This is a genomic window from Enterococcus sp. R12 (genome assembly GCF_058135755.1).
This window is the reverse complement of the sequence record NZ_CM176874.1, coordinates 2814290-2838094: the sequence shown is the minus strand read 5'-3', so window position 1 is coordinate 2838094 and position 23805 is coordinate 2814290. Positions and strand designations below refer to the sequence as shown.

The window sequence follows — 23805 nt, the reverse complement described above, 5'->3', positions numbered from 1 at the left end:
GTTTTCCTACGGTTAGTTGAGATCCAGTTCCACCGGACAATGGTCACTGCCAATGATATCTGTATGGATCTTGGCGTCTAGCAAGCGCTCATTTAAGTCATCCGAAACGACAAAGTAATCGATGCGCCAGCCAGCATTGTTTTTGCGAGCGTTGAAACGGTAGCTCCACCAAGAATAAATACCTTCTGCATCTGGATAGAAATAGCGGAACGTATCGGTAAAGCCAGCAGCCAAAAGAGTCGAAAACTTTTCCCGTTCTTCAGGTGTAAACCCAGCACTTTTTTGATTGGTTTTCCAGTTTTTGATGTCGATATTTTTATGGGCAACATTCAAATCACCACAGAGAATCACTGGCTTTTGTTGTTTCAATTCAGTCAAGTAAGCCAAAAAGGCATCTTCCCAAGTCATGCGATAATCCAAGCGACGCAATTCATTTTGGGAATTTGGTGTGTAGCAAGTAATCAAGAAAAATTCAGGATACTCCAGCGTGATGACGCGACCTTCCGTATCATGTTCTTCGATTCCTAATCCATAACGGACCGATAGTGCAGGTTCTTTTGCGAAAATTGCTGTGCCAGAATAGCCTTTCTTCTCCGCATAATTCCAGTATTGATGATAGCCTGGTAGATCCAATTCGATCTGACCTTCTTGCAGCTTTGTTTCTTGCAAACAAAAGAAATCAGCATCGAGGGCTTCAAACACTTCAGAAAAATTTTTTTTAACGATGGCCCGTAAACCATTGACATTCCAAGAAATAAATTTCATTGAGACTCCTCCTTCTTTTCCACTACGCCTCCCATTTTACCTAAAAAAGCCAGAAGCGCAAAGCAAGTGAGCGGAATGAGGAAAACAAGGAGGAAGAATAAGGATTAAATTTGGATGCTAGAGAAAATTCGTTTGTAGTACGGAAAAGGAACGATGGCTCCTTACGTTTACTTCCATTTTATGATACAGTCATTTTGAAAAGGGGGCAGTTTCATGACGATCAAAGCGCAAGTTTCAGCGAAAATGACTTCGAAAAATCAAATAACTATTCCAAAAAGTGTGCGGCAAATACTAGGCTTAAAAGAGAATCACTGGGTAATTTTTGAATTTACCCCAGAAGGTGAGATCAAGGTAAGAGGCGAAAAAGCAGCGCCTTCCTTTTGAAGCTTTTTGGAAACAAGAATTAGCGATCATAGAAGAAATGGGAAAATTTGACACAGGTGAGATGTTTTTTGAAAAAGATTTAGGTGAGGAGAACATTGAATGGTAAGGCAAGGAGATATTCTTTTATTGACTTAAATCCCACCAAAGGAAATGAAATGGCAAAAAAAAGACCGAGTGTAGTGGTTAGTAATGATTATTATAACAAGAGTTTCAATACCATCTTAGTGATGCCAATCAGTAGCTCAAAAAAATATGTAGAAGAAAAATTTGCTCGATCGAATGCGTTTCAAACAGTTACCGAAACACAATAAAGTAAAGTTCAAGGGTCGATTCTTTGTCAGCATATTTGCAGTGTGGACTTCTTGCATCGCAGCAACTTAGAAGTATTCGATAAAGTCACTACGGAGATGAAAGAACGATTATCTGAAATAACAAAACACTTTTTTTGAAGCTTACTCTTTATTAATCAAGTCATTCGAAAAGAGGCGCTTATGGGTCATTCGACCATTAAGCTTTTCTTTGATTCACCAGAAGTAGCAACTTTTCCTTGAACATGCTAAAATAAGTGAGATGTTTATTGTGAAAGGAAACCTTCTCGTGAATAAAGACTTGATGATTGCGCAATTCCCTGAAATTGCCTTATTAAAAGATGAACCCTTATTGAACTATACGTATACAAAAACTGGTGGACCGGCAGACATTTTGGCTTTTCCCAAAACAGCAGATGAAGCCAAACAGCTACTTGATTATTGCCGAGAACAAGCGATTCCTTGGATCGTCTTAGGAAATGCCAGCAACTTGATCGTCCGTGACGGTGGTATTCGTGGCGTGGTGATCATGCTATCAGAAATGAACCAAATCGTGGTAGACGGCACTTCTTTGATCGTCGATGCTGGAGCAAAGTTGATCGATACCACCTATGTCGCTTTGCATGAATCGTTGACTGGTTTTGAATTTGCCTGCGGGATTCCTGGCAGTGTCGGCGGTGCCGTCTTTATGAATGCTGGCGCCTATGATGGCGAAATCCAAGATGTCTTTGCGTCCTGCGACGTTTTGCTGGCTAATGGTCAAATCGTGACTTATACCAAGGAAGAAATGGAATTTGCTTATCGTCATAGCAAATTGCAAGAGCAAAAGATGATCATTTTGAGCAGTCGCTTTGATTTAGCAAAAGGCGATCAAGAGCAAATCAAAAAGCGGATGGATGAACTGACAGAATTGCGGCAATTGAAGCAACCGCTAGAATACCCCTCTTGTGGGAGTGTCTTTAAACGTCCAGTCGGTCATTTTACCGGAAAGCTGATCCAAGATGCAGGCTTACAAGGATTGAAATGGGGCGGAGCCCAAATTTCGGAAAAACATGCGGGCTTTATCGTGAATGTCGATCAAGCCACTGCAACGGATTACGTTGAACTGATCGCTCATATCCAACAAGTCATCAAAGAAACCTTTGATGTCACCTTAGAAACAGAAGTCCGAATCATCGGCGAAGAATAGATTAGCGAAAAGATTGTCCCGAGGGGCAGTCTTTTTTTATGAGAGCTGATAAAAAAGAGCTTAGGTTTGTAAGCTTTCTCAGTCTTCGGTACAATAAACGAAAAGGAGTGAGCAGGATGAAAAAGTGGGGACGCGTCATTTTGTTTGTTGGGTTCGCCTTTCTTTTCGGCGGTTGTACGAAATTACCGCAAGAACAGTTTGCCGAACAGTTGACGAATCAGCAAGCAGCGAATGCTGGTGAATTCCAAGCGACGATCGATACCTTTGAGATGGGCAGCAGCAGCGAATACGGTCAAGAAGCCGATAGGTATGCCTCTATGTTGATGTCACAGTTAGTCGGCTCGTCATTTAAAGGGGACTTCGTCCAGGACAAAGAAACCAAAGCGATTTTACTCAATCTGGCAGTCGCTTTTGGGGGGCAGGAGCTGCCGATCAAGCTGATCGTCGATCCAGAAAAACAAGAAGCGTATGTGTCAGCTGAAATCTATGAAACACTGCAAGGGTATATCAGCGCATTTGGTAGTGACAGTTATGGGACAAAACCAGACGCTGCGGAATATGAAGGCAAATACCTGCGCATCGATCAAGAAACCTTAGATTCTTACTTTGGCGAAGGAACTTTTGCAGAGGACGGCGAGGGGACAACCGAAGCAGAAAAAGAGCCTGAAAACCTCTTTACCATGAACAGTCTTTTTCATAATGAGACATTTGCAGACTATCTGAAAACCTTTGAACCGGATGCTTTCAAAAGAGATGGAGATACGATCAGCCACACGTTTACCAAAGAAGAATTGGCAGATTATGCAGATTATGCCCAAGAACACGGCGCCGATCAAAAGCAAGTCGCCGAATTAGAAACGATGTTGGAAGAAGTCGAGCAGTTTGACTTAACCATGACCGTCAATACGAAAACAAATCAGCAGAAAATGGCTTTTCACTTCGTGCAAGCGGATGAGCTGCAAACCACTATCGGAGCCACGGTGACTTTTACAGGGAAGAAAAGTGATACTGCTGTTGCAATCCCTACAGCGGAAGAATTGATTGACCCAGAAGAATTGTTTTCTCCCTATGATTATGGTTGGGATGACAGCTATGACGATGGGTATGAAAATGATTATGATGATGAGTACTGGGATAGCTATGATGAAACCGATGATTGGTCTTCTTATATGCTGACGGATGAGGAGTTTGAAGAACTGCTGCTGCAAATCAAGCAAGAGCTGCCTTATTTGACCCAAGCAGATATCGATGATTATCTGACATTTTATGAAGAGTATTTGACCCAAGAGCAGTATCAAGAGCTTGTCGAAGCACTCCAAGTGACACAAAGTTTATAAGACACTCAAAAGGGAAGCGACCGCCTAAGTTAGCCAAAAAGCTAACTTTGGGCGGTCGCTATTTTTTTAGATACGATTTTTTTTGCGATTCATGACTAAGCGTAAAAGGACGGTTCCAACTGCCATCGTGGCGATTCCCGCTACAATGGCTTCAGGTACACCTTGGGCGAAGATTACACCTAAAATCGCTGCATAGACAGCATTGCCAGCTTTCCCCACAACCTCCGCATATTCTTGCTGGAACAAGAAGTAGATCAAGTTCATTACCAGGATCGTATTCGTCAAGCCTCCAGCGACACCAGCAATCAGTAGCGAAAGACTTTGCTGTTTGTTTTTCCAGATTTTTTGACAGCCTTTGTACACAAAGTAAGGAACGACACCAATCAAAATACGAGGAATCAACGCTACGAGGATCGCTTTCCAGCTTCCTTGATCACTCCCATAAATCGGTACGAAAGGGGAGAAGACAAAAGAAAGCGGGGTGATGATCCAGGTCGAACGCACCATACTGATGATCCCAAAGGCGCCGCCTAAAAAGCCGCCGATCCGAGGGCCTAATACAATGGAAGCGATGATCACAGGAATGTGCATCGTTGTCGCATTGATTGGTCCTAAGGGAATAAACCCAAGAAAGGGAACCGATGCTAAAAGAATCAAGATTCCTAAAAAGAAAGCTGTTAAGACAAGTTCAAAAGTTGATATTTTTTTCATTGTTAGACACTCCGTACTTCCAAAGCAGTCAATGCTTTTTCAAGAATCGTTTCTGTTGCTGCTAATGCGCCTCTGCCGAAATCACCGCAAGCCAGTAACGCTTCACGGGGTTCAATCTCTTGGAAGCCGACTTCTTTCAAACTCCCCAAATTTCTTTGAACAATCGGGTTTTCGTACATGACGGTATTCATGGCTGGCGCAATCAAGCGGGGCACGGATAACGGCAACGCTAAGGCAACTGTTGAGATCAAATCATCGGCTATCCCATGCGCCAGCTTGCCAATACTGTTAGCACTGGCTGGGGCGAGCAAGAAAAGATCGGCTTGTTTGGCTAGTTCAATATGATTGATGCGATCTGGTTGACGTTCTTGCATAACATCCACATGGATCGGGCGTTTGGATAATGACTGTAGAGTCAAAGGCGTAATAAATTGTGTGCTATTTTGAGTCATTAAGACATCCACTGCATAGCCCTTTTTGGTTAATTCATTGGTTAGGTCGGCTGCTTTGTATGCAGAGATACTGCCGCTGACGCCAAGCAGAACGTGTTTTTGTTTCATGTTTCTTTCTCCTTTTCTAAAAAAACATCTAGCTAAGCACGCAGGTCATTGCGTAATGTGTCAACGATCAAGGTTGCGATCTCAGCTTTTGTGCGGCCAGTCCCGATTTGTCCTTCTTGTGTCAAAAGGTGTCCGACATGCTGGTTTCCAGAAATTTGCGTCAAGTCGTTGGCCAACACATAATCCGCTTGGCTAGCCAGCAGACTTTTTCGTGCGACCGCAAACAACTCGGCTTCCGCTACGTCTACTAATAATTTGAATCCGACTAATAAGGTTGTCGGCTGTAATGCTTTGATGGTTTGGATCACTTTCGGGGTTTTCTTCAACACTAAAAACAAATGATCAGTATTGGAAGAAACTTTGCCTGCCGTTGTTTCAGATTGTGTGAGCACGTGTGCCATCAATGCCGGAGTGACCTGGTTGTCATAAGCTGGTAGGGCATCGTTGATTGCTTCATAAAACGCTGCTTCTGAAAAATGAGCAGCAGGGGTGAAATCACTGACTGCCATACTGTGGATCACAGCAGCATACGAATGGGTCGTCAATAAATCGGTCAACCGCGTCAACAAGTCCGTGGTCCCTTCAATGAAATGACAGGTAACGCGTGGATCGGTCGGCGGTTGTTTGGCAGTTTTCGTCGTAACGTAATCGATGGCCACCTCAGGGTATTGCAGCCATTCCTTGGCAATGGCTTGACCAAGTGAGCCCGTGGAATGATTCGTGATTGCACGGACATCATCGATTTTTTCGGAAGTACCGCCAGCCGTAATCAAAATTCTCATTGCGCTTGTGACACCTCAACGATCGTCCGTCCTTGGTGCGTACCAGCTAATAAAGCTGCCAATGTTTCTGGCAAGTCTTCCAAAGTGATGGCTTTCGTGTAAAGCTGATCGATCACATTCCACTCACCCGCTAATTTCTCCCATAATGCCGAGCGGATCTCATGGGAAACATTGACCGAATCGATCCCAATTACGCGAATCCCACGCAAAATAAAGGGTAAGACAGTCGTTTCGATTTTGATTCCACCAGCATTGCCGCATAAGAAGGCACCGCCCCCATACGCGATTTGCGGAAGCACTGCCGCAAGCAATGGACCGCCAACTGTATCGATGACCGCTGCAAACGTTTGTTTTGCTAATGGTTTGACCTTTTCTGGTACCACGTCATCAGGACTAATGATTTTTGCTGCGCCTAGGTCTAACAACCATTGCGCATCGTTTTTCCGAGATAGCGCCACTATATTTGTATAGCCCAGTTTTTTCAATAAAGCAATGCTGACACTGCCGACGCCACCGCTAGCGCCTGTCACCAAAATAGCAGCGTCTTTTGCTAAGTGCAGCTGTTCTAATTCTTGCACTGCTAAAGCTGCTGTGAACCCAGCAGTGCCATAGGTCATACTGTCTTTTGCTGAAAAACCAGCAGAACGTTTCACGAGCCACTCGGCTGGGACCCGTTGAAATTGACTGTAACCGCCTGGGTGAGAAACCCCTAAGCCATAACCTGTCACTAAGACTTGGTCGCCTGGGGCAAAATCAGCAGACTGACTGTCCACGACTTCCCCTGCTAAATCGATTCCCGGCGTCATCGGATACGTGCGGATCACGCCGCCATTTTCTTTTGCTGCCAAGGCATCTTTGTAATTGACATCTGAGTAATCAACACGGACAAGCACATCGCCTGCTGGCAGCTCGTCAAGGGTTGCAGTTGTGAGTGAAGCAGTAAAATTTGGTTCATTCATGACACGAAAGGTAGAGAAATTCGTCATTTCAGACACTCCTTTGATGGTTTGTACTCATAATACCATAAGTTTTATTTTTTTAACCAGTGAAGCAAGAAAAGGCAGGTCTTCTTATCAAAAAATCAGTAAAAACAGATTATTATTAAATCTACCTTTTCTTCGTTAAAATAGAAGTTGTTCTTTTAAACCTGTGAAAAGCGAAAATGACGGGACCGCCATTCCTTTCCTTTATAATACAAGCGTTTAGCGTCACTCCTTTTTTTGATCAGAGAGAAAAGAATTCAAAAAAATGAAGAAAAAAAGCTTGTGTTTTTTGCAATTATTTGTATACTAGAAAAAGTGAAATTAAACATGAAGTTTACTTATAGCAAACTTTTTTATTTGAAGTTGTGTCAATCAAAGGGGGAATGAACATGGAGATTGGCGAGAAGCTGCGCAATTTGCGCGTTCAAAAGAATTTGACCCAAGAAGAATTAGGCGAGCGGACCGATTTGACGAAAGGCTATATCTCACAGTTGGAGCGTGATTTGAGTTCGCCTTCTATGGAAACTTTTTTTACGATCTTAGAAGTTTTAGGCGTGACACCAGAGGAATTTTTCCGAGAAGAAAATGCGCAGCATCAAGTGGTTTATCGCGAAGAAGACAGCACGCTTTATTATGATGAAGAAAATGGCTATGAATTGAAGTGGCTGATTCCCGATTCCAATGAAAAAGAAATGGAGCCAGTCTTGCTGACCTTTGATAAAGCGGGCGAATACAAGACCTTTGAACCATCGTTAGCAGAAACATTTATCTATGTCTTAGAGGGCAGTGTGGCGTTGACACTAGGAGAAACGCAGTACAAGGCTCGTAAAGGCCAATCGATTTATTATCAGGCGACTGAGCCGCATCAATTAAAAAATATTGCGGGCAAAAAAAGCCGTGTGCTTGTAGTCGTGACAGATTCTTATTTATAGTACAGGAGGAAAGAGTGTGGGAAAAACAATAATTTCATTCAACAATGTGGTGAAGCGATTTGATGATGATGAAACAGTTTTGAAAAAAGTGAGTTTTGATATTGAAGAAGGTCGCTTTTATACATTGTTAGGTCCTTCAGGTTGTGGAAAAACAACCATCTTACGCATCATTGCGGGTTTTTCGGACGCAACAGAAGGCGACGTTTATTTTGATGGACAAAGAATCAATGACGTTCCTGCCAATCAACGGCAAGTGAATACTGTCTTTCAAGATTACGCCTTATTCCCACATATGAACGTTTTTGAAAATGTGGCATTTGGTCTGCGAATCAAAAAATTACCAAAAGATGAAGTGAATAAAAAAGTCTTAGAAGCGTTGCGGCTAGTGCAGCTTCCTGGTTATGAGAATCGTGAAATCAGCGAAATGTCTGGAGGACAACGCCAACGGGTCGCAATCGCACGAGCGATCGTCAATGAGCCCAAAGTATTGCTCCTGGATGAACCATTGTCCGCATTGGATTTGAAATTGCGAACCGACATGCAATACGAGCTGCGGGAATTGCAGCAGCGACTAGGCATCACCTTTATTTTTGTCACCCATGACCAAGAAGAAGCGTTGGCGATGAGTGATGAGATTTTCGTTATGAACAAAGGGAAGATCGTCCAAAGCGGCACACCAGTGGATATTTACGATGAACCAATCAACCATTTCGTGGCAGATTTTGTCGGTGAAAGCAACATCGTCACAGGCACGATGATCGAAGACAACTTAGTGGAATTTGTCGGCAAGCAATTTGAATGTGTCGATGGCGGGATGCGGCCGAATGAAGCTGTTGAGATCGTGATCCGTCCAGAAGATTTGAATTTGACGACGGCGGAAAAAGGCAAGCTGGTCGTTGAAGTAGACACGCAATTGTTCCGAGGCGTGCATTACGAAATCATTTGTTACGATGAACAAGGCAACGAATGGATGGTTCACTCTACAAGAAAAGCCACTGAAGGAAGCAAGATCGGGCTTTCCTTTGAACCAGAAGACATCCACGTCATGCGTTTCAATGAGTCCGAAGAAGATTTTGATGCTCGTTTAGAGAGCTACGAAGATTAGGAGGGAAAGCTAATGACGAAAATGCGTCGTTTTTATGCGATACCCTATGTCTTTTGGTTATTGCTATTTGTTATTGCACCAGTCTTATTGATCATCTACCAATCCTTTTTTGATATGAACGGCAACTTTTCGCTGGTCAATTATCAAAGCTACTTAGGTTCTGGCAAATATTTGATCATGACCTTAAACTCGGTTTGGTATGCCTTTTTGATCACCGTGATTACCTTAGTGATCAGCTACCCGACAGCCTATTTCTTAACTAAGCTGCGTCACAAAGATTTGTGGCTGCTGTTGATCATCTTACCAACGTGGGTCAACTTATTGTTAAAAGCCTATGCGTTTATTGGGATTTTCGGCATTCATGGCAGTGTCAACAACTTCCTAGAAATCATGGGTGTTGGACCAAAGCAGATTTTGTTTACCGACTTTAGCTTTTTGACGGTTGCCGTTTATATCGAACTGCCCTTTATGATCATGCCGATTTTTAATGCCTTAGAAGAAATGAATCCCTCTTTGATCAGTGCTAGTCGCGATCTAGGGGCAAACAGCTATGATACGTTCCGACGAGTGATTTTCCCTCTGTCGTTAAACGGTGTGAAAAGCGGTGTCCAAGCCGTCTTCATTCCGTCGCTCTCCCTCTTCATGTTGACCCGTTTGATTGGGGGCAATCGCGTGATCACACTTGGTACAGCGATCGAGCAGCACTTTCTCGTTACCCAAAACTGGGGCATGGGTTCGACCATCGGCGTCATTTTGATCATCGCCATGTTCCTCGTGATGCTGTTTACGGGAGAAAAGAAAAAAGGAGGGCAACGTAAATGAAAAAATTTCGCTGGTCCAATCTTTATCTGATCGTCGTCTTTATTCTTTTGTACGTGCCGATCTTTTATTTGATTTTCTATTCCTTCAATGAAGGAGGCACCATGAATGCTTTTACGGGTTTCACTTTTGAACATTACCAATCCGTCTTTCAAGATACCCGCTTGATGATCATCGTGTTGAACACCTTTATGCTGGCATTTTTATCAGCATTACTGGCAACGATCATCGGCACATTTGGTGCGATGGGCATCTACTATACCCGCAAACGCCGAACGAGAACGGCATTGTTGAGTTTGAATAATATTTTGTTGGTTTCACCAGATGTCATCATTGGTGCCAGCTTCTTGATTTTCTTCACGATGATCGGCAACTTGTTCCGCGGGTTTAGCTTAGGCTTTTTCAGCGTATTGCTTTCGCATATCGCCTTTAGTATCCCGATCGTGGTGTTGATGGTCTTGCCGAAACTGCAAGAGATGAACGATTCAATGATCGATGCTGCCCGTGATTTAGGCGCGAATAATTTTCAAGTCATTAAAAATATCATTTTGCCTTTCTTGACACCGGGCATCATCGCCGGCTATTTCATGGCATTTACTTATTCACTCGATGATTTTGCCGTGACATTCTTTGTGACAGGCAATGGCTTTAGTACCTTATCGGTAGAGATCTATTCTAGAGCACGTCAAGGAATCAGTTTAGAAATCAATGCATTAAGTACACTTGTCTTCTTATTCTCCATGATCCTGGTGGTAGGCTATTACTTTATCAGTAAAGAAAACGGCGCGAAGAAATTGCGTAAAAACCGCCGTGTGGAGGTGGCAAATCTGCGATGAAACGACTACAATCTCTGATTATCGGTATTGTTGCGATCGTCCTGATCTTGCTCTTTGGTGTCCGTGAATTGGAACGCTCCTCTGGTATGGCAGGCGCTGAGGTCGTCAACATCTACAACTGGGGCGACTACATCGACCCTGATTTGATCAGTAAGTTTGAAGAAGAGACAGGCTACAAAGTCAACTATGAAACCTTTGACTCAAATGAAGCGATGTTCACGAAGATCCAACAAGGCGGTACGTCTTATGACATCGCCATACCGAGTGAATACATGATTGAGAAAATGATGGAACAAAATCTTTTAAAACCATTGGATCACAGTAAAATCAAAGGGTTAGACAATATCGACCCTCGCTTTTTGGACTTGAGTTTTGATCCAGGCAATCAATATTCCATCCCTTATTTCTGGGGAACACTGGGGATCGTCTATAACGATAAATTCTTTGATGAAGGTGAGATCACCCAATGGGACGATCTTTGGAAACCCGAATTAGCAAATAGCATCATGCTGATCGATGGCGCGCGTGAAGTGATGGGATTAGGTTTGGACAGCTTAGGCTATTCTCTTAACAGCAAAGACGATGATCAGCTGCAAGAGGCATTCAATAAGCTGCGGACTATGACTCCAAACATCAAAGCCATCGTCGCAGATGAAATCAAAATGTACATGGCCAATGAAGAAGCATCGGTTGCGGTCACATTTTCTGGGGAAGCAGCCGACATGATGTACGAAAACGAGCACATTCATTATGTGATCCCTTCGGAAGGTTCCAACCTGTGGTTCGATAATATGGTCATTCCTAAGACCTCACAAAACGAAGCCGGTGCTTACGCCTTCTTGAACTTTATGCTAGAACCCGAGAACGCTGCACAAAACGCAGAGTACATCGGCTATTCCACACCTAACCAAGAAGCCATGGCATTACTGCCTGACGAGATCACCGAAGACGAACAATTCTATCCATCCGATGAATTAATGGAACACCTCGAAGTCTATGAAAACTTAGGTGCTGAGTATCTGGGCATCTATAATGATTTGTTCTTGGAATTGAAGATGTATCGGAAATAAGCAAACTGCCATTAAGCAGGGAATGGATCCTGTTTAATGGCAGTTTTTTATAATTTACTATGACATATCAAATGAACTTCTAGGAATATGTATTAGAAAAGAAAATTTATAGAGAATAAACCTGCAATTGTTTCAATAATTAGGAAAAATCAACCTCGTTTTGTTCAAAATGTTTCAAAAACCACTTGACCTAAAGTCAACTCTAGGTGGTATCTTTTTAGATAGAAGAAATGAGCAGCGATGGTTAGAACTAAGAAAAATCACGATATCCCTTTAGGATAACTTGCTATTTCTTGGTTTGACAGGAATTTAAAAAAGAGCGTCCAGCTCCGATTGCCGCTTTTTTTCATTTTAGAGAACGATCCACTCATTTCGACTTCGTGTCTTTTTCCTTGTGAGTAAACACACGAACTATTCAAACATTTTTACAGGAGGGACGTACATGTTATTAGAGAAAATCAAAAGCCCCAAAGCGTTAAAAGAATTGACCAGTGGGCAACTTCAAGAACTGGTAGTAGAAGCACGAACTGCTTTATTGGAAAAAATCAGTCACCATGGGGGGCACCATGGCCCCAATCTGGGGATGGTTGAGATGACGATCGCGTTGCATAAAGTCTTTGATTCCCCCACCGATAAGCTGATTTTTGATGTGTCTCATCAGACCTATATCCATAAAATGCTGACGGGACGCGCCCATGCCTTTCTTGATGCTACGCAGTATGATGCGGTTTCTGGTTACACGAATCCGAAAGAAAGCGAGCACGATCTCTTTACAGTCGGTCATACCTCCACCTCAGTTTCGTTGGCAAATGGTGTGGCGAAAGCCCGTGACCTAAAAAATGAAACGTATAACGTCGTTGCCGTGATTGGCGATGGTTCTCTATCAGGTGGCTTAGCGTTTGAAGGCTTGAACAATATTGTGGAATTAGGCACCAATACCATCGTGATCCTCAACGACAATGACCAATCAATCGCGGAAAACCATGGGGGATGTACCAGAATTTGCGGGCATTGCGGGAAACCAAGGGGCAAGCAGCAGACAATCTGTTCAAAGCGATTGGTTTTGAGTACCACTATTTAGATGAAGGAAATGACCTCGCTGCCTTGATCGCTTTATTTGAAAAAGTGAAAGACATTGATCATCCTGTTTTATTACACATTCATACGATCAAAGGCAAAGGCTTCAAGTTTGCGGAAGAAGATCGTGAAAAGTTTCATGCAGGCGGTCCCTTTCATTTAGAAACCGGCGAATATATTTCTGCTGGGGGCAATCAAGTAACCTACAACAGCTTAACGACGGATTATTTATTAGAAAAAATGGCGACAGATCCTAAAGTCGTGGCTGTAAATGCTGGTACACCGATGCTGCTTTTTTCTCCAGAACAACGAGAAAAAGCAGGTAAACAATTTGTAGATGTGGGTATTGCAGAAGAACATGCGGTATCGATGGTTGCTGGGTTAGCAAAAAATGGAGCGAAACCTGTCTGGACCGTTTTTTCTACCTTTATGCAACGTAGTTTTGATCAAATTTCCCATGATTTTTGGCCTTAAATCATCTGCCTGGAACGATTCTGGTATACGGTGCATCGATTCATGGAATGAATGACGAGAGCCATTTGGGAATTTTTGATATTCCATTTTTGGCACATATTCCCAACCTTGTTTATCTTGCGCCAACCTCTAAAGAAGAATATCTAGCAATGTTGGATTGGTCGCTGGAACAAACCAACGCTCCAGTTGCGATCCGGGTACCGGTTGGACCTGTCAACGAAACGGTACGAGCAGCCTCTACTGACTTTAGCGATCAAAAAAATGAAGTGACTCAAGCTGGCACGCAGGTAGCCATCGTCGGTGTCGGAAACTTTTATGCGCTAGCGGAAGAGATCGCAGAACAATTGAAAATGCAACATGGAATTACCCCAACGGTGATCAATCCTAAGTTTATTTCAGGGGTCGACAAAGAATTGCTGGATGCTGTGGCACGAGCGCATAAACTCGTTGTCACGTTGGAAGACGGCATACGAGAGGGCGGCTATGGACAAATGATTGCCAGCTATCTTGGTGATCGTGAGATCGCCGTCAAAAACTATGGCTTAGAAAAGAAATTTTATGATAATTACCGGGCAGCGGACGTTTTATCCGAACTTGGTATCACTGCTGAGGCAATTACGAAAGATGTCATAGAACAGCTGCAGAAATAAGTTCTCTTAGGGTGTCTTGCGTAGCTGATAGGATTGTTAAAAAATGAATGATCGAAGAAAACCTTGCAGAACAACAGACTGCAAGGTTTTTTCGCAGACTATCGGTGACGATCTGCAGCAAATGCAGAAGACCAATGCTTTTCAAGCATAAAGCCTCAGCGTAGGAAGCATTGGTCAAATGCTAGCGATCCAGCAAATAATAAAGAGGTAGGAAAAGATTGCTTTGGTGTCTTATCTGGTTGAACTCAGAGAAACAAAAAAAGTATTTTGTAAAAAGAAAAGGGGTAACTATGAAATTTTTTTCAATGAAGTTGCTGGCACTGTTGTCGGTGGCAATGGTCGTCTATTCGGCACCGGCGATTTCTGCCAATGTTCCAGCGATTGCGGCAAGCTTTCCAGAAGTAGATGCGGTCTACGTCGGGTTACTGACCACGATTCCGTCATTGTTTCTTTTGCTGGGGATTTTTACTACCAGCATGATCGAAAAAAGGATCGGCAAAAAATACACGATGGTCACCGGCTTGGTCATTGTGGCAGTTTTTGGCACGCTGCCGGCATGGTATCAGGGGAGCTTTCCTGTCTTGTTTCTTTCGCGCGCGATTCTTGGCTTCGGGATCGGCTTATTCAATCGTTTGGCGATTCAAATGATTAGTTTGTTGTTCCAAAATGAGCCGCAAAAGAAAGCCAAGGCCCTTGGGTTAGAAAGTGCCGTCGGTGGTTTAGGTGGTATCTTTATGACTTTGCTGGTAGGGCAGCTAGTGAAGATCAGTTGGGAGATCTCTTTCTTCGTTTATGGCTTTGCCTTGATCAGTCTCTTTTTTGTTCAGGTGTTTATTCCCAACGAAACAAAAGCGACCACTGATGCGGCTCTGATAGCGAACGTCACGGTTTCAACAGAACGGAAACAAAAGTCATTTGTTTTGGGTGTGCTCTTGTTTCTAATCGTTGTCTTGTTTATCAACTACAATCTGCAGATCACACCGTTGTTGTTGGAAAAAGGAATTGGTGATGCGACCGATGGCAGTAACATGATCGCCGCCATTGCGACGGGGGCATTTATCGCAGGCAATGCCTTTGGCTTGATATATAGCCGCCTACATCGCTGGTTGCTGCCCATTGCGGCATTGCTTGCAGGAAGCAGCATCTATTTGACCTATCCCTTGCAGACGGTGGGGCTGCTCTTGGGTTGTTCTTTACTACTAGGCTTTGCCTTTCGCAACATCATGCCTTTTTTCACCCACTTGCTGACGACTGGTGGTGAAGCGGAAGCTAAGTTTGGCACGATCGTCTCGATCGTTGCATACAATTTAGGGGTCACGTTAGCACCTTATGCATCACGCTTGCTGATACTAGTCAGCGGCAATGAAACAGCAGGGATGCAGATGATTCTATCTGGGGGCTTGTTGTGCTTGATTGGTGTCCTAGCTTTTTTGGGAAATAAATACTTTCTGTATTTTGAACGAGGATAGGCGAAAGCTAGCTTGATCCTCGTTTTCCGTCTTCATTTCATCCTTCTCATCGCTTATAATAAAAAGAAACAATGATGAGTTGAGCGTACTAGACAAACTGCAGGCGTCAATCAGAGGGGAGAACCAGATGTATCTTTTTCAAAAAATTGAAGAAGCAGCGTTTAAACAAAATGATGCGAGACGAACCATCGGTGACTTTTTATTAAGCAATCGAGAAAAAGTTAGTGAGTATAGTATGGAAGAAATCGCAAAACTGACCCATACTTCCAAGCCGACGCTGGTCCGTTTTGCAAAATATTTTGGCTTTTCTGGTTGGAAAGAATTTGTATATGCCTTCATGCACGAATTGGCTCATTTTGATGATGGGTCAGCAGCAATCGATGTGAACATTCCTTTTGATGAAGCTGCAGACACATTAGAAATCATTGAAAACTTGGCGAACTTGCGTATGCAAACGATTAAAGAAACAGCGGCACTTATGACCGTAAAAGACCTGAATCAAGCTGCGAGGCTCATCAATGGCGCTCAAACCATCGTCATCTATGGGCGTAGTCCAAATTCTTATTTCGGACAGCTGTTTAAACGCAACTTAAACACGATCCATAAAAAAGCCTTTCTTGCAGATGCGGATGAATCTGGCTTGATTTCTAATACGCTGACCCCAAAGGATTGTGCCATTCTGATCTCTTATTCTGGTAATAATTCAGAAACGTATCCTATGAAAAATGTGAAAACATTGTTGAAAAATGGTGTGCCGATTATCAGTATTACGAGTGGTGGAGAGAACTATTTGCGGGACTATTCGACGATCGTCTTGACGATTGCTAGCCGAGAAAAACTGTATTCCAAAATCGGAAATTTTTCCACAGAAGAATCGATTCAGTTCCTTTTGACAGTTTTGTTTGCTAAGATTTTTTCCCTCGATTATCAGGAAAATATCCAAATGAAAATCACCAATGCTCGTTTTTTAGAGACGAGCCGAAAAACGACGTTTAAAGAGATGGCAGAAGAATAAAAGGACCGCACCGAATATGGTGTGGTCCTTTTTCCCTATTGTACATTGTTAGGAGTGGTTGATTTCAATTCGATAGGCTCACCGGCAGCGACAAGACGAATCCGCTTTGGATTGACGATCCGATCGTACAAAGCTTCAGGATCCCCATTAAAGGCATCGATATGCGGAGCATCCACTGTTCCCCAATGGGAGAGGATCAATTCAGCATGCGGATAGGTGTTTGCCAGCTTGACGGCATTCTCAAAGCCGATGTGCCACGCGTTGTCGTTAAAGTCAAACAAGATCGCATCTGGCTGAGGCATCTCTAATTGCTCTGGTAAAAGCCGAGAATCTCCAGGAATCCACAAAGAGCCATCAGGTGTATCGATCCAAAAGCCACAATAGTCCTCAATTTGGAAGACACGATCAAATTTTGTCGTTTCATTTTGCCAAAGGTGATACGCCTTTGTTAAAGAAATCGTCAAATTCTTCACGGTGAATGAATCATAGATATCGTGGCCTTGGGCAGCAACATGAAAGTGCTCTTGTATAAGTTCGGCGACATACTTGGGTCCATGAAAGCTGTCGGTAACAGAAACTAATTTGTCAATTGTCGGAATGCTGTAATGATCGTTATCCGAATGGGTGATCAATACCGCATCTAAGTGAGGAACTGCCGACGGTTTGATTGGCAGATCGATCAGTAACGGCAGGTCAAATCCTTCTAAGACCGGATCGACCATGATACAAGTACCCCGGCTGTTTAAAAGAATGCCGGAATTTCCTAACCATCGAATGATCGTTTGATCCGTTTTTTGAAAAGCTTTTTCGTTAAAGACAATCGTTTTTGGAGGAATTGCTTGTTTTTCGTTTGTCATTTTTTTTCGTTCCCTTCGGCTGTTTTTTTTAAATCCAACGCAGCATCGCCGTTCGTAACAGGCTATGCTGAATCGTTGTTCCATTATGAGGTGCTTCAACGGTTTGGGGGAAAGAAGCTGCAGTTCCAGTAATTTTAAGAGAGTATTGTGCCGCCTTTTTTTACATGATTATTCTATGGCGTGCGCTCATCGATTGTTTTTGATTGCCACAATTCAAAAGTGTCGCATTCATAGAGTAAATTATACCATTGTTTCTCCTGGCTTCGTCAAGGCAATGCGGGGGCTTTTCGTGGAATAAATTTCGAAAAAAGAGCGGTATTTAATGAAAAGGTGAAATCCATTTTGACTTTAGGAAAAAGGATTGGAACCGTTCTCTAAAAATGGTACATTGCTGGCAGAAAGAACAGTATGTTTTACCGGTGAGCACATACAACATAGATTTTCTTTGAAATTTATCTAGGGGTGGAATGTATGAGTGAAAATTATCAATCATTAGCAAAAAAAATCGTCCAGTATCTGGGGGGACAAGAAAATATCACGGATGCCTATCATTGTCAAACACGATTACGCTTTAAAGTCAAAGATGAAAAGCGTATAGATGAAGGAGAATTAGAGGCACTCGATGGGGTTGCCAAATACATCAATAACGCAGGGGTACATCAAGTCGTGATTGGAACACATGTCAAAGATGTCTATGAAGAAGTCACAAAATTGGTTTCGCTTCAATCATCAGGGACGTCAGAGCCTGGGGAGAAAAAAGGACCGGCAGCTGCAGTGATCGATTTTGTGGCAGGAACGTTTCAACCAATTATTCCGGCATTGTCCGGTGCTGGAATGGTTAAGGCAGTTTTGGCTTTGTTGATCGTCTTTGATGTGATCACCGCTGATTCGCAAACCTATTACATGCTGAATCTTTTTGCAGATGGTGTTTTCTTCTTCTTACCAATGATCCTGGCCTTCACTGTGGCACAAAAATTGCGATGCAATCCGATTTTAGCGGCTTCAGTGGCTGCTATGATGATGCATCCTAATTGGGGTGCCTTGGTCACAGCAGGCGAACCCGTTCACTTTTTTGGGGTTATTCCTTTTACATTAGCAAACTATACGGGATCAGTCATTCCGATCCTGATCGTGATTTTTTTCCAGTCGTATGTCGAAAAGTTTTTGAACAAAGTGATTCCAAAATCAGTAGAACTGGTTTTTGTTCCAATGCTAACATTCTTGATAATGGGTACTTTAGCCTTCTCGCTATTTGGACCAATCGGTAGTATCTTGGGTGGCTATTTGGCAACTTTCTTTACCTTCTTAAGTGTCCATGCTAGCTGGGTTCCAGCGGTTTTGATTGGTGGCTTTTTACCAATCATGGTGATGTTTGGATTGCACAATGGGATTGCTCCTTTAGGGGTGATGCAAATGGCAGAACTTGGGTATGACAGTATTTTTGGTCCAGGGGCATTGGTCTCAAACATTGCTCAAGCAACTGCAGTAGCAGTTGTCGCATTGCGTACGAAAGAGAAAAAGACTAAGCAGTTGGCGGTATCAGGGGCGATCACTGCCTACATGGGGATTACTGAACCCGCTTTATATGGAATCAATTTGCCAAAAAAATATCCGTTAGTTGCGGCAATGATCGGTGGGGCTTCTGGTGGTTTGTATGCTGGCTTGACCAATACGCATCGCTTTGCGACCGGTTCGTCTGGTCTCCCAGCAGTCTTACTATATATCGGTGATGATACGATGCGCTATTTTTGGAATATCATTATCGCATTGGTGATTGCAGCTGTGGTGAGTGTGGTCGTTACCTATGTCTTAAGCTTCAAATATGAAACAAAAGTGACAATTGATGTTCCAGATATGAAAGCAGTAGTCTTAGAAGATACCCTATTGATCAATCCTGTACCAGGAACCGTGATGCCACTGAATCAAGTCAAAGATGACGCATTTGCTTCTGAAGCACTCGGAAAAGGATTTGCGGTCGATGAACCCATCGGTGAAGTCATTGCGCCTTTTGATGGAAAAGTCGCTGCTGTATTTCCTACCAAACACGCGATTGGCTTGGTTTCAGACACGGGAATTGAATTGTTGATCCATGTCGGTTTAGACACAGTGGAACTAAATGGTCAGTATTTTGATGCGTTAGTAGAAGCAGAGCAAAAAGTTACAAAAGGGCAGCGACTGCTGACGTTCGATGTACAGCAGATAAAAGCTGCAGGATATGTCACACAAGTACCGATCATCGTTACCAATACACCACAATATACCGCAGTCGAACTTGTGAAGGAAGGATTGGTAGCTAAAGAAGAGGAAGTACTTGTAGTCAAAGTTTAGGAGGAAATAACATGGGATTATCAGATGATTTTTTATGGGGTGGTGCAACGGCTGCCAATCAAGCAGAAGGAGGCGTATTAGCAGGAGGACGTGGCTTATCAAATGTCGACCTCTTACCAACTGGTCCTGATCGCGCAAAGGTCGCTGCTGGTGAACTGGAAATGTTGGAATGGCAAGAAGATTCTTTTTATCCAGCCCAAACGGCCATTGATATGTACCACCATTATATGGAAGATATTGCCCTTTTTGCCGAAATGGGTTTTAACGTGTATCGGATGTCACTTTCTTGGTCACGGATTTTTCCGAATGGCAATGACGAAGCGCCCAACGAAGAAGGACTGCTTTTTTACGAGAAAATCTTCAAAGAATTGAAAAAACATCAAATCGAGCCATTAGTCACGATTGCCCACTTCGATGTTCCGCTGCATTTGATCAAGGAATTTGGTGGCTGGAAAAATCGCCGACTCATTGATTTCTATGTGGCTTATGCGGAAACCGTCTTCCAACGCTATCGCGGGTTGGTCAAATATTGGCTGACGATCAATGAAATCAATATTTTGCTGCATCAGCCCTTTGTAGGTGGCGGGATCGTCTTTAAAGAAGGGGACAATCGTCAAGAAATCAAATACCAAGCAGCGCATCATCAGTTAGTCGCCAGTGCCTTAGCAACCCAAAAAGCTCATGAAATCGATCCGACCAATCAAGTTGGTTGTATGCTGGCTGGTGGCAGTCATTATCCTTATACTTGCCGACCTGAAGATTACCAAGAAGCAATCAATCGTGATCGCGAAGGCTATTTCTTTATCGATGTGCAAGCCCGAGGCAAATACCCCAATTATGCCTTGAAAAAATTTGAGCGAGAAGGCTTAACAATCAAAATAACACCTGAGGACGAGGCGATTTTAGCGGCTTCTCCTGTTGATTTTGTCAGTTTTTCTTATTACTGTTCTCGAACGGTCAGTGCCCACCCAGAAGACTATGCGCAAGCGACAGGGAACCTCTTTCCATCAATTAAAAATGAACATCTATCATCGACTGAGTGGGGGTGGCAGATTGATCCGTTAGGACTGAGAAATTCATTGAATCAATTGTATGATCGCTATCAAAAGCCGTTGTTTATCGTAGAAAATGGGTTAGGGGCGATCGATACCCCTGATGAGAATGGGTTTGTCGCAGACGATTATCGGATCGACTATTTAAAAAAACATATTCAAGCCTTCAAAGATGCAGTGACGATCGATGGCGTGGAACTACTTGGTTATACTACTTGGGGTTGTATTGATCTTGTAGCAGCCAGCACCGGTCAAATGAGTAAACGCTACGGCTTTATCTATGTGGATCGAGACGATCAAGGCAACGGCACCTTGAAACGAACCAAGAAAAAATCCTTTGAGTGGTATAAAAAAGTGATCGCTTCAAATGGGGAAGTTTTATAATATACAAAAAGAATGACACGAGAAAATGTGTCATTCTTTTTGTATTGTGTCGTGCAACATCAGGACAGGGAAGCAGGAACTCTTTTTTTACACGAGCCAATGGTGGACGCTTTTCATCGGCTTGCTATTTTTTCCCTGCAAAATGCGTAAAACGAACAAACTGATTTTGGGCTTCTTCTTGTAAAAATTCTTTTGGTGTCAGCTGAAATTCTTGTTTGAAGCAGCGTAAAAAATGGGTATAGGAGTTGAAGCCGCAAGCTTCGAAGGTGGCGGTGGCGCTTCTGGTTTTACGTAAAATTTCTTTGCTCTTTAAGAGTCGTTTCTTTACGACATAGGCATGAAAGGCGACGCCAGTTTCTTTTTTGAAGGTCCTTGAAAGCGAGTATGGGCTCATGAAAAGGGCTTTGGCGACAGTATCTAAAGAGAGATCAGCGGTCAAATGCTGATTGATATAGGTAATGGCAGCCAAAATGTCTTTATTTTTATAGAGTGAGTCGGATAAAAACAGCGGTTCTTTTTCCTGATAGGCAATCGTATTGATGGAAATCAAAAACGCGATCAAATGATTTTGATAAAGTAAGTCGGTGCCATAATTGCTATCCGTTTTTTTTCGCAAAGGTCGCAATAGCTGGTCTAGTTGGTCGGCATCGATCGATAAAACACGACTGTTGATGCCGCCGTTGCTACGAAAACAGGCAGTGAGATCTGTTTGGGTAGTGGAGAGGGCAGCGAGATAACTAGGATTGATATACAGGTAGGTTCGCTCGAAAAAATCAGAAGTTTGATGGACGATTCGATGCAAGACATTCGGAGGAATCAAGATGATCGTACCAGGTTCTAGAGGGAATTCTCCGCCATCGATAAAGAAGACCGCTGATCCTTTTAAGGTACAGTGAATCTCATAAAAACTATGGTAATGATAAAGGGTATTGTTTTCTTCTACGATGTCTTTGATATGAAAGGCCTCAAAGCGATCGTTGATCATCGTGTCCGCACTTTGCTTCTCCATGATTGGCTCCTTTCGTGCTCGTTTGATTTTATCATACAAGAATAGATAGTAAAGTGTCAATAACTGCTATTTTCGTGTAAATGTAAGCGTGTTACGATCAATCTATCAAAGAGAAATGAGAGGATGAACCCAATGGTGATTTTAGAACAGTTATTTGTGGAAAAACGTGTCGTGGAAGAAAAAATTGATCGCATGATCGAAAATTTAACGACGATCAAGGATGATAATGGTGAATTTCTATTAGACTTTGACGGCTTGATCGTTGATGATAAAAGCTGGGGGATTTGGAACTGGCCGCAAGGAGTGGGACTATATGGCATTTATAAAAACTACCAAATCACCAAAAATCCTAAAGCGCTCCAAGTTGTGGAAGAATGGTTTGAGCAGCGGATGTTAGAAGGCGCGCCGCCTAAAAATGTCAACACGATGGCGCCGCTTTTGGCAATGGCGTATCTTTATGAAGACACCAAAGATTCTCGTTACTTGCCTTACCTTGAACAATGGGCGGAATGGGTCATGCATGATATGCCGCGAACCGACGAAAATGGTCTGCAGCATGCGACCTATGGACCAGAAAATCGTAACCAGCTTTGGGACGATACCTTGATGATGACTGCTTTGCCTTTGGCGAAAATTGGCATGTTGCTGAATCGTCCGGCTTATATCGAAGAAGCAAAACAACAATTTATGATCCATATCAAATACTTAGTGGATAAAAAAACTGGGCTTTGGTTCCACGGCTGGACCTTTGAAGAACGCCACAATTATGCACAAGCGCTTTGGGCAAGAGGCAACTGCTGGATCACCATTGCGATTCCTGAGATCATTGAAATTCTCGACTTGCGAGAAGGAGATGCGTTACGTAGCTTCTTGATCAATACCCTCTTAGACCAACTAACTGCCTTGCAAGAAATGCAAGATGAAAGTGGCCTGTGGCACACCTTGTTAGACGATCCTAGCTCGTATGTGGAGGCTTCCGCGACGGCTGGTTTTGCCTATGGGATTTTAAAAGCCGTTCATAAGCGTTACATTGACAAAGCTTGGGAAGATGTTGCCTATAAAGCGTTAGCCGGTTTGATCGAACAAGTCGCAGAAGATGGAGAAGTCCAAAATGTTTCCATCGGCACTGGAATGGGAGAAGACTTGGCGTACTACAAAAACATTGCGATTACGGCGATGCCTTACGGGCAATCACTGACAGTCTTAGCATTTACTGAACTATTGGTTTCATTTTGTTAAGTTAAACACCTTACGCAATAAAGAGAGGAGCAAACAAAGATGATCAAAAAAGCGATTCGGATGAAGCTACATCCTGGTTATGAAGCAGAATATGAAAAACGGCATCGCGAACTATGGCCAGAACTAAAAGAGCAGCTCATAGCACACGGGGCGAAAAGCTACCAGATTTTCTTAGATCCAGAAACCCTTGCGTTGTTTGGCTACCTTGAGATTGAAGATGAAACCCGCTGGCAGCAGTTAGCGGCAACCGAGATCAACCAAAAATGGTGGCATTACATGGCAGAACTCATGGAAACAAATTCGGATGATTCGCCAGTGACACAGGAGTTAAAGGAAGTCTTTACGCTGTAAGCTAGACAAAAATGCTCATTCCTTAAAACGAACACGGTCGCATCAGTTGTTTGACATCAATCACTGGTTAGCCAAAGAGGTAGTTCGCTCACATTCGTGAGCGGACTACCTCTTTTGTT

General features: G+C 43.1%; 22 protein-coding genes and 1 pseudogene. 16 read left to right on the top strand and 7 right to left on the bottom strand.

Translation table 11 applies throughout. From position 1 onward, the window contains the following. Positions 1-12 precede the first annotated feature (12 nt). Positions 13-765, bottom strand: a complete 753-nt coding sequence (locus ACTW1R_RS13175) for an exodeoxyribonuclease III (RefSeq protein WP_005234144.1) — start codon at positions 763-765, stop codon at positions 13-15. Positions 766-978: 213 nt separating this feature from the next. Here ACTW1R_RS13175 and ACTW1R_RS13170 point away from each other — a divergent pair, with 213 nt between their 5' ends. The 4 genes from ACTW1R_RS13170 (at position 979) to ACTW1R_RS13155 (ending at position 3983) form a co-directional block, all read left to right on the top strand. Next, positions 979-1149 carry an AbrB/MazE/SpoVT family DNA-binding domain-containing protein gene (locus ACTW1R_RS13170; RefSeq protein WP_230319084.1) on the top strand — a complete coding sequence of 57 codons (171 nt, stop codon included), beginning with the start codon at positions 979-981 and terminating at the stop codon, positions 1147-1149. A 155-nt stretch (positions 1150-1304) separates the two neighbouring features. Beyond that, on the top strand, positions 1305-1460 hold the full coding sequence (locus tag ACTW1R_RS13165; protein ID WP_228766564.1) for a type II toxin-antitoxin system PemK/MazF family toxin: 156 nt from the start codon (positions 1305-1307) through the stop codon (positions 1458-1460). A gap of 301 nt (positions 1461-1761) precedes the next feature. After that, a complete protein-coding gene (murB, locus tag ACTW1R_RS13160) occupies positions 1762-2646 on the top strand; it encodes a UDP-N-acetylmuramate dehydrogenase (protein WP_371875350.1) in 885 nt (294 codons plus the stop codon). Positions 2647-2762: 116 nt separating this feature from the next. Then, a complete protein-coding gene (locus ACTW1R_RS13155; RefSeq protein WP_034869132.1) occupies positions 2763-3983 on the top strand; it encodes a hypothetical protein in 1221 nt (406 codons plus the stop codon). A gap of 66 nt (positions 3984-4049) precedes the next feature. Here ACTW1R_RS13155 and ACTW1R_RS13150 read toward each other — a convergent pair whose 3' ends face one another. The 4 genes from ACTW1R_RS13150 to ACTW1R_RS13135 are packed head-to-tail and all read right to left on the bottom strand — an operon-like array spanning position 4050 to position 7022. Further along, positions 4050-4694: an ECF transporter S component gene (locus ACTW1R_RS13150; protein WP_005228527.1), complete on the bottom strand. Its 645-nt coding sequence runs from the start codon at positions 4692-4694 to the stop codon at positions 4050-4052. Positions 4695-4696: 2 nt separating this feature from the next. Further along, the gene (gene coaC, locus ACTW1R_RS13145) at positions 4697-5254 is read right to left on the bottom strand and encodes a phosphopantothenoylcysteine decarboxylase (protein WP_087627899.1); all 558 of its coding nucleotides are present in this window, start codon (positions 5252-5254) and stop codon (positions 4697-4699) included. A gap of 32 nt (positions 5255-5286) precedes the next feature. Beyond that, on the bottom strand, positions 5287-6036 hold the full coding sequence (gene coaB / locus ACTW1R_RS13140; protein ID WP_087627898.1) for a phosphopantothenate--cysteine ligase: 750 nt from the start codon (positions 6034-6036) through the stop codon (positions 5287-5289). Then, a complete protein-coding gene (locus tag ACTW1R_RS13135) occupies positions 6033-7022 on the bottom strand; it encodes an acrylyl-CoA reductase family protein (protein WP_086337942.1) in 990 nt (329 codons plus the stop codon). Before ACTW1R_RS13135 ends, coaB begins: the two co-directional genes overlap by 4 nt. A gap of 386 nt (positions 7023-7408) precedes the next feature. Here ACTW1R_RS13135 and ACTW1R_RS13130 point away from each other — a divergent pair, with 386 nt between their 5' ends. From ACTW1R_RS13130 to ACTW1R_RS13095, 8 genes and pseudogenes are all read left to right on the top strand, one after another. After that, positions 7409-7951, top strand: a complete 543-nt coding sequence (locus ACTW1R_RS13130; RefSeq protein WP_015510239.1) for a helix-turn-helix domain-containing protein — start codon at positions 7409-7411, stop codon at positions 7949-7951. Positions 7952-7967: 16 nt separating this feature from the next. Then, complete coding sequence (locus ACTW1R_RS13125) at positions 7968-9056, top strand: ABC transporter ATP-binding protein (RefSeq protein ID WP_005228533.1); 1089 nt, start codon at positions 7968-7970, stop codon at positions 9054-9056. A gap of 12 nt (positions 9057-9068) precedes the next feature. Continuing rightward, positions 9069-9878 (top strand): ABC transporter permease, encoded by an 810-nt coding sequence (locus ACTW1R_RS13120; protein ID WP_010749878.1) that lies wholly within the window; start codon positions 9069-9071, stop codon positions 9876-9878. Then, positions 9875-10711, top strand: coding sequence for an ABC transporter permease (locus ACTW1R_RS13115; RefSeq protein WP_005228535.1), 837 nt, complete (start codon positions 9875-9877; stop codon positions 10709-10711). Before ACTW1R_RS13120 ends, ACTW1R_RS13115 begins: the two co-directional genes overlap by 4 nt. Then, positions 10708-11781 (top strand): ABC transporter substrate-binding protein, encoded by a 1074-nt coding sequence (locus tag ACTW1R_RS13110; RefSeq protein WP_010749877.1) that lies wholly within the window; start codon positions 10708-10710, stop codon positions 11779-11781. The genes ACTW1R_RS13115 and ACTW1R_RS13110 overlap by 4 nt, the downstream gene beginning before the upstream one ends. 442 nt (positions 11782-12223) lie before the next feature. Next, positions 12224-13982: pseudogene (locus ACTW1R_RS13105) on the top strand (1-deoxy-D-xylulose-5-phosphate synthase). A gap of 290 nt (positions 13983-14272) precedes the next feature. After that, positions 14273-15451: an MFS transporter gene (locus ACTW1R_RS13100; protein ID WP_153883584.1), complete on the top strand. Its 1179-nt coding sequence runs from the start codon at positions 14273-14275 to the stop codon at positions 15449-15451. A gap of 127 nt (positions 15452-15578) precedes the next feature. Further along, positions 15579-16466, top strand: coding sequence for a MurR/RpiR family transcriptional regulator (locus ACTW1R_RS13095; RefSeq protein WP_034858971.1), 888 nt, complete (start codon positions 15579-15581; stop codon positions 16464-16466). Between the two features lie 35 nt (positions 16467-16501). On the opposite strand, the gene ACTW1R_RS13090 is transcribed toward ACTW1R_RS13095, so the two are convergent. Beyond that, complete coding sequence (locus ACTW1R_RS13090; RefSeq protein ID WP_016608851.1) at positions 16502-17323, bottom strand: MBL fold metallo-hydrolase; 822 nt, start codon at positions 17321-17323, stop codon at positions 16502-16504. 471 nt (positions 17324-17794) lie between these two features. Between ACTW1R_RS13090 and ACTW1R_RS13085 the strand changes: the two genes are divergently transcribed. Together ACTW1R_RS13085 and ACTW1R_RS13080 are read left to right on the top strand one after the other, a co-directional pair. Further along, on the top strand, positions 17795-19651 hold the full coding sequence (locus ACTW1R_RS13085) for a beta-glucoside-specific PTS transporter subunit IIABC (protein ID WP_016608850.1): 1857 nt from the start codon (positions 17795-17797) through the stop codon (positions 19649-19651). A gap of 11 nt (positions 19652-19662) precedes the next feature. Beyond that, entirely contained in the window at positions 19663-21087 is a 1425-nt protein-coding gene (locus tag ACTW1R_RS13080) for a 6-phospho-beta-glucosidase (RefSeq protein WP_016608849.1), read from the top strand. A gap of 124 nt (positions 21088-21211) precedes the next feature. Here ACTW1R_RS13080 and ACTW1R_RS13075 read toward each other — a convergent pair whose 3' ends face one another. Next, positions 21212-22096, bottom strand: coding sequence for an AraC family transcriptional regulator (locus ACTW1R_RS13075; protein ID WP_016608848.1), 885 nt, complete (start codon positions 22094-22096; stop codon positions 21212-21214). Between the two features lie 132 nt (positions 22097-22228). On the opposite strand from ACTW1R_RS13075, the gene bglB reads away from it, so the two are divergent. Beyond that, positions 22229-23335: a beta-galactosidase BglB gene (gene bglB, locus ACTW1R_RS13070; protein WP_034858968.1), complete on the top strand. Its 1107-nt coding sequence runs from the start codon at positions 22229-22231 to the stop codon at positions 23333-23335. A 39-nt stretch (positions 23336-23374) separates the two neighbouring features. Next, positions 23375-23686 (top strand): L-rhamnose mutarotase, encoded by a 312-nt coding sequence (gene rhaM / locus ACTW1R_RS13065; RefSeq protein WP_016608846.1) that lies wholly within the window; start codon positions 23375-23377, stop codon positions 23684-23686. Positions 23687-23805 lie beyond the last annotated feature (119 nt).

Bases quoted from the DNA above. Each gene is read 5' to 3' on its own strand.
- ACTW1R_RS13165 (WP_228766564.1), top strand. From the start codon at position 1,305: ATGGCAAAAAAAAGACCGAGTGTAGTGGTTAGTAATGATTATTATAAC.
- ACTW1R_RS13120 (WP_010749878.1), top strand. From the start codon at position 9,069: ATGACGAAAATGCGTCGTTTTTATGCGATACCCTATGTCTTTTGGTTA.
- ACTW1R_RS13110 (WP_010749877.1), top strand. From the start codon at position 10,708: ATGAAACGACTACAATCTCTGATTATCGGTATTGTTGCGATCGTCCTG.
- bglB (WP_034858968.1), top strand. From the start codon at position 22,229: ATGGTGATTTTAGAACAGTTATTTGTGGAAAAACGTGTCGTGGAAGAA.
- rhaM (WP_016608846.1), top strand. From the start codon at position 23,375: ATGATCAAAAAAGCGATTCGGATGAAGCTACATCCTGGTTATGAAGCA.
- ACTW1R_RS13075 (WP_016608848.1), bottom strand. From the start codon at position 22,096: ATGGAGAAGCAAAGTGCGGACACGATGATCAACGATCGCTTTGAGGCC.
- ACTW1R_RS13100 (WP_153883584.1), top strand. From the start codon at position 14,273: ATGAAATTTTTTTCAATGAAGTTGCTGGCACTGTTGTCGGTGGCAATG.
- ACTW1R_RS13085 (WP_016608850.1), top strand. From the start codon at position 17,795: ATGAGTGAAAATTATCAATCATTAGCAAAAAAAATCGTCCAGTATCTG.
- ACTW1R_RS13135 (WP_086337942.1), bottom strand. From the start codon at position 7,022: ATGACGAATTTCTCTACCTTTCGTGTCATGAATGAACCAAATTTTACT.
- ACTW1R_RS13095 (WP_034858971.1), top strand. From the start codon at position 15,579: ATGTATCTTTTTCAAAAAATTGAAGAAGCAGCGTTTAAACAAAATGAT.
- ACTW1R_RS13130 (WP_015510239.1), top strand. From the start codon at position 7,409: ATGGAGATTGGCGAGAAGCTGCGCAATTTGCGCGTTCAAAAGAATTTG.
- ACTW1R_RS13170 (WP_230319084.1), top strand. From the start codon at position 979: ATGACGATCAAAGCGCAAGTTTCAGCGAAAATGACTTCGAAAAATCAA.
- ACTW1R_RS13115 (WP_005228535.1), top strand. From the start codon at position 9,875: ATGAAAAAATTTCGCTGGTCCAATCTTTATCTGATCGTCGTCTTTATT.
- ACTW1R_RS13090 (WP_016608851.1), bottom strand. From the start codon at position 17,323: ATGACAAACGAAAAACAAGCAATTCCTCCAAAAACGATTGTCTTTAAC.
- ACTW1R_RS13175 (WP_005234144.1), bottom strand. From the start codon at position 765: ATGAAATTTATTTCTTGGAATGTCAATGGTTTACGGGCCATCGTTAAA.
- ACTW1R_RS13150 (WP_005228527.1), bottom strand. From the start codon at position 4,694: ATGAAAAAAATATCAACTTTTGAACTTGTCTTAACAGCTTTCTTTTTA.
- ACTW1R_RS13080 (WP_016608849.1), top strand. From the start codon at position 19,663: ATGGGATTATCAGATGATTTTTTATGGGGTGGTGCAACGGCTGCCAAT.
- ACTW1R_RS13155 (WP_034869132.1), top strand. From the start codon at position 2,763: ATGAAAAAGTGGGGACGCGTCATTTTGTTTGTTGGGTTCGCCTTTCTT.
- coaB (WP_087627898.1), bottom strand. From the start codon at position 6,036: ATGAGAATTTTGATTACGGCTGGCGGTACTTCCGAAAAAATCGATGAT.
- murB (WP_371875350.1), top strand. From the start codon at position 1,762: ATGATTGCGCAATTCCCTGAAATTGCCTTATTAAAAGATGAACCCTTA.
- coaC (WP_087627899.1), bottom strand. From the start codon at position 5,254: ATGAAACAAAAACACGTTCTGCTTGGCGTCAGCGGCAGTATCTCTGCA.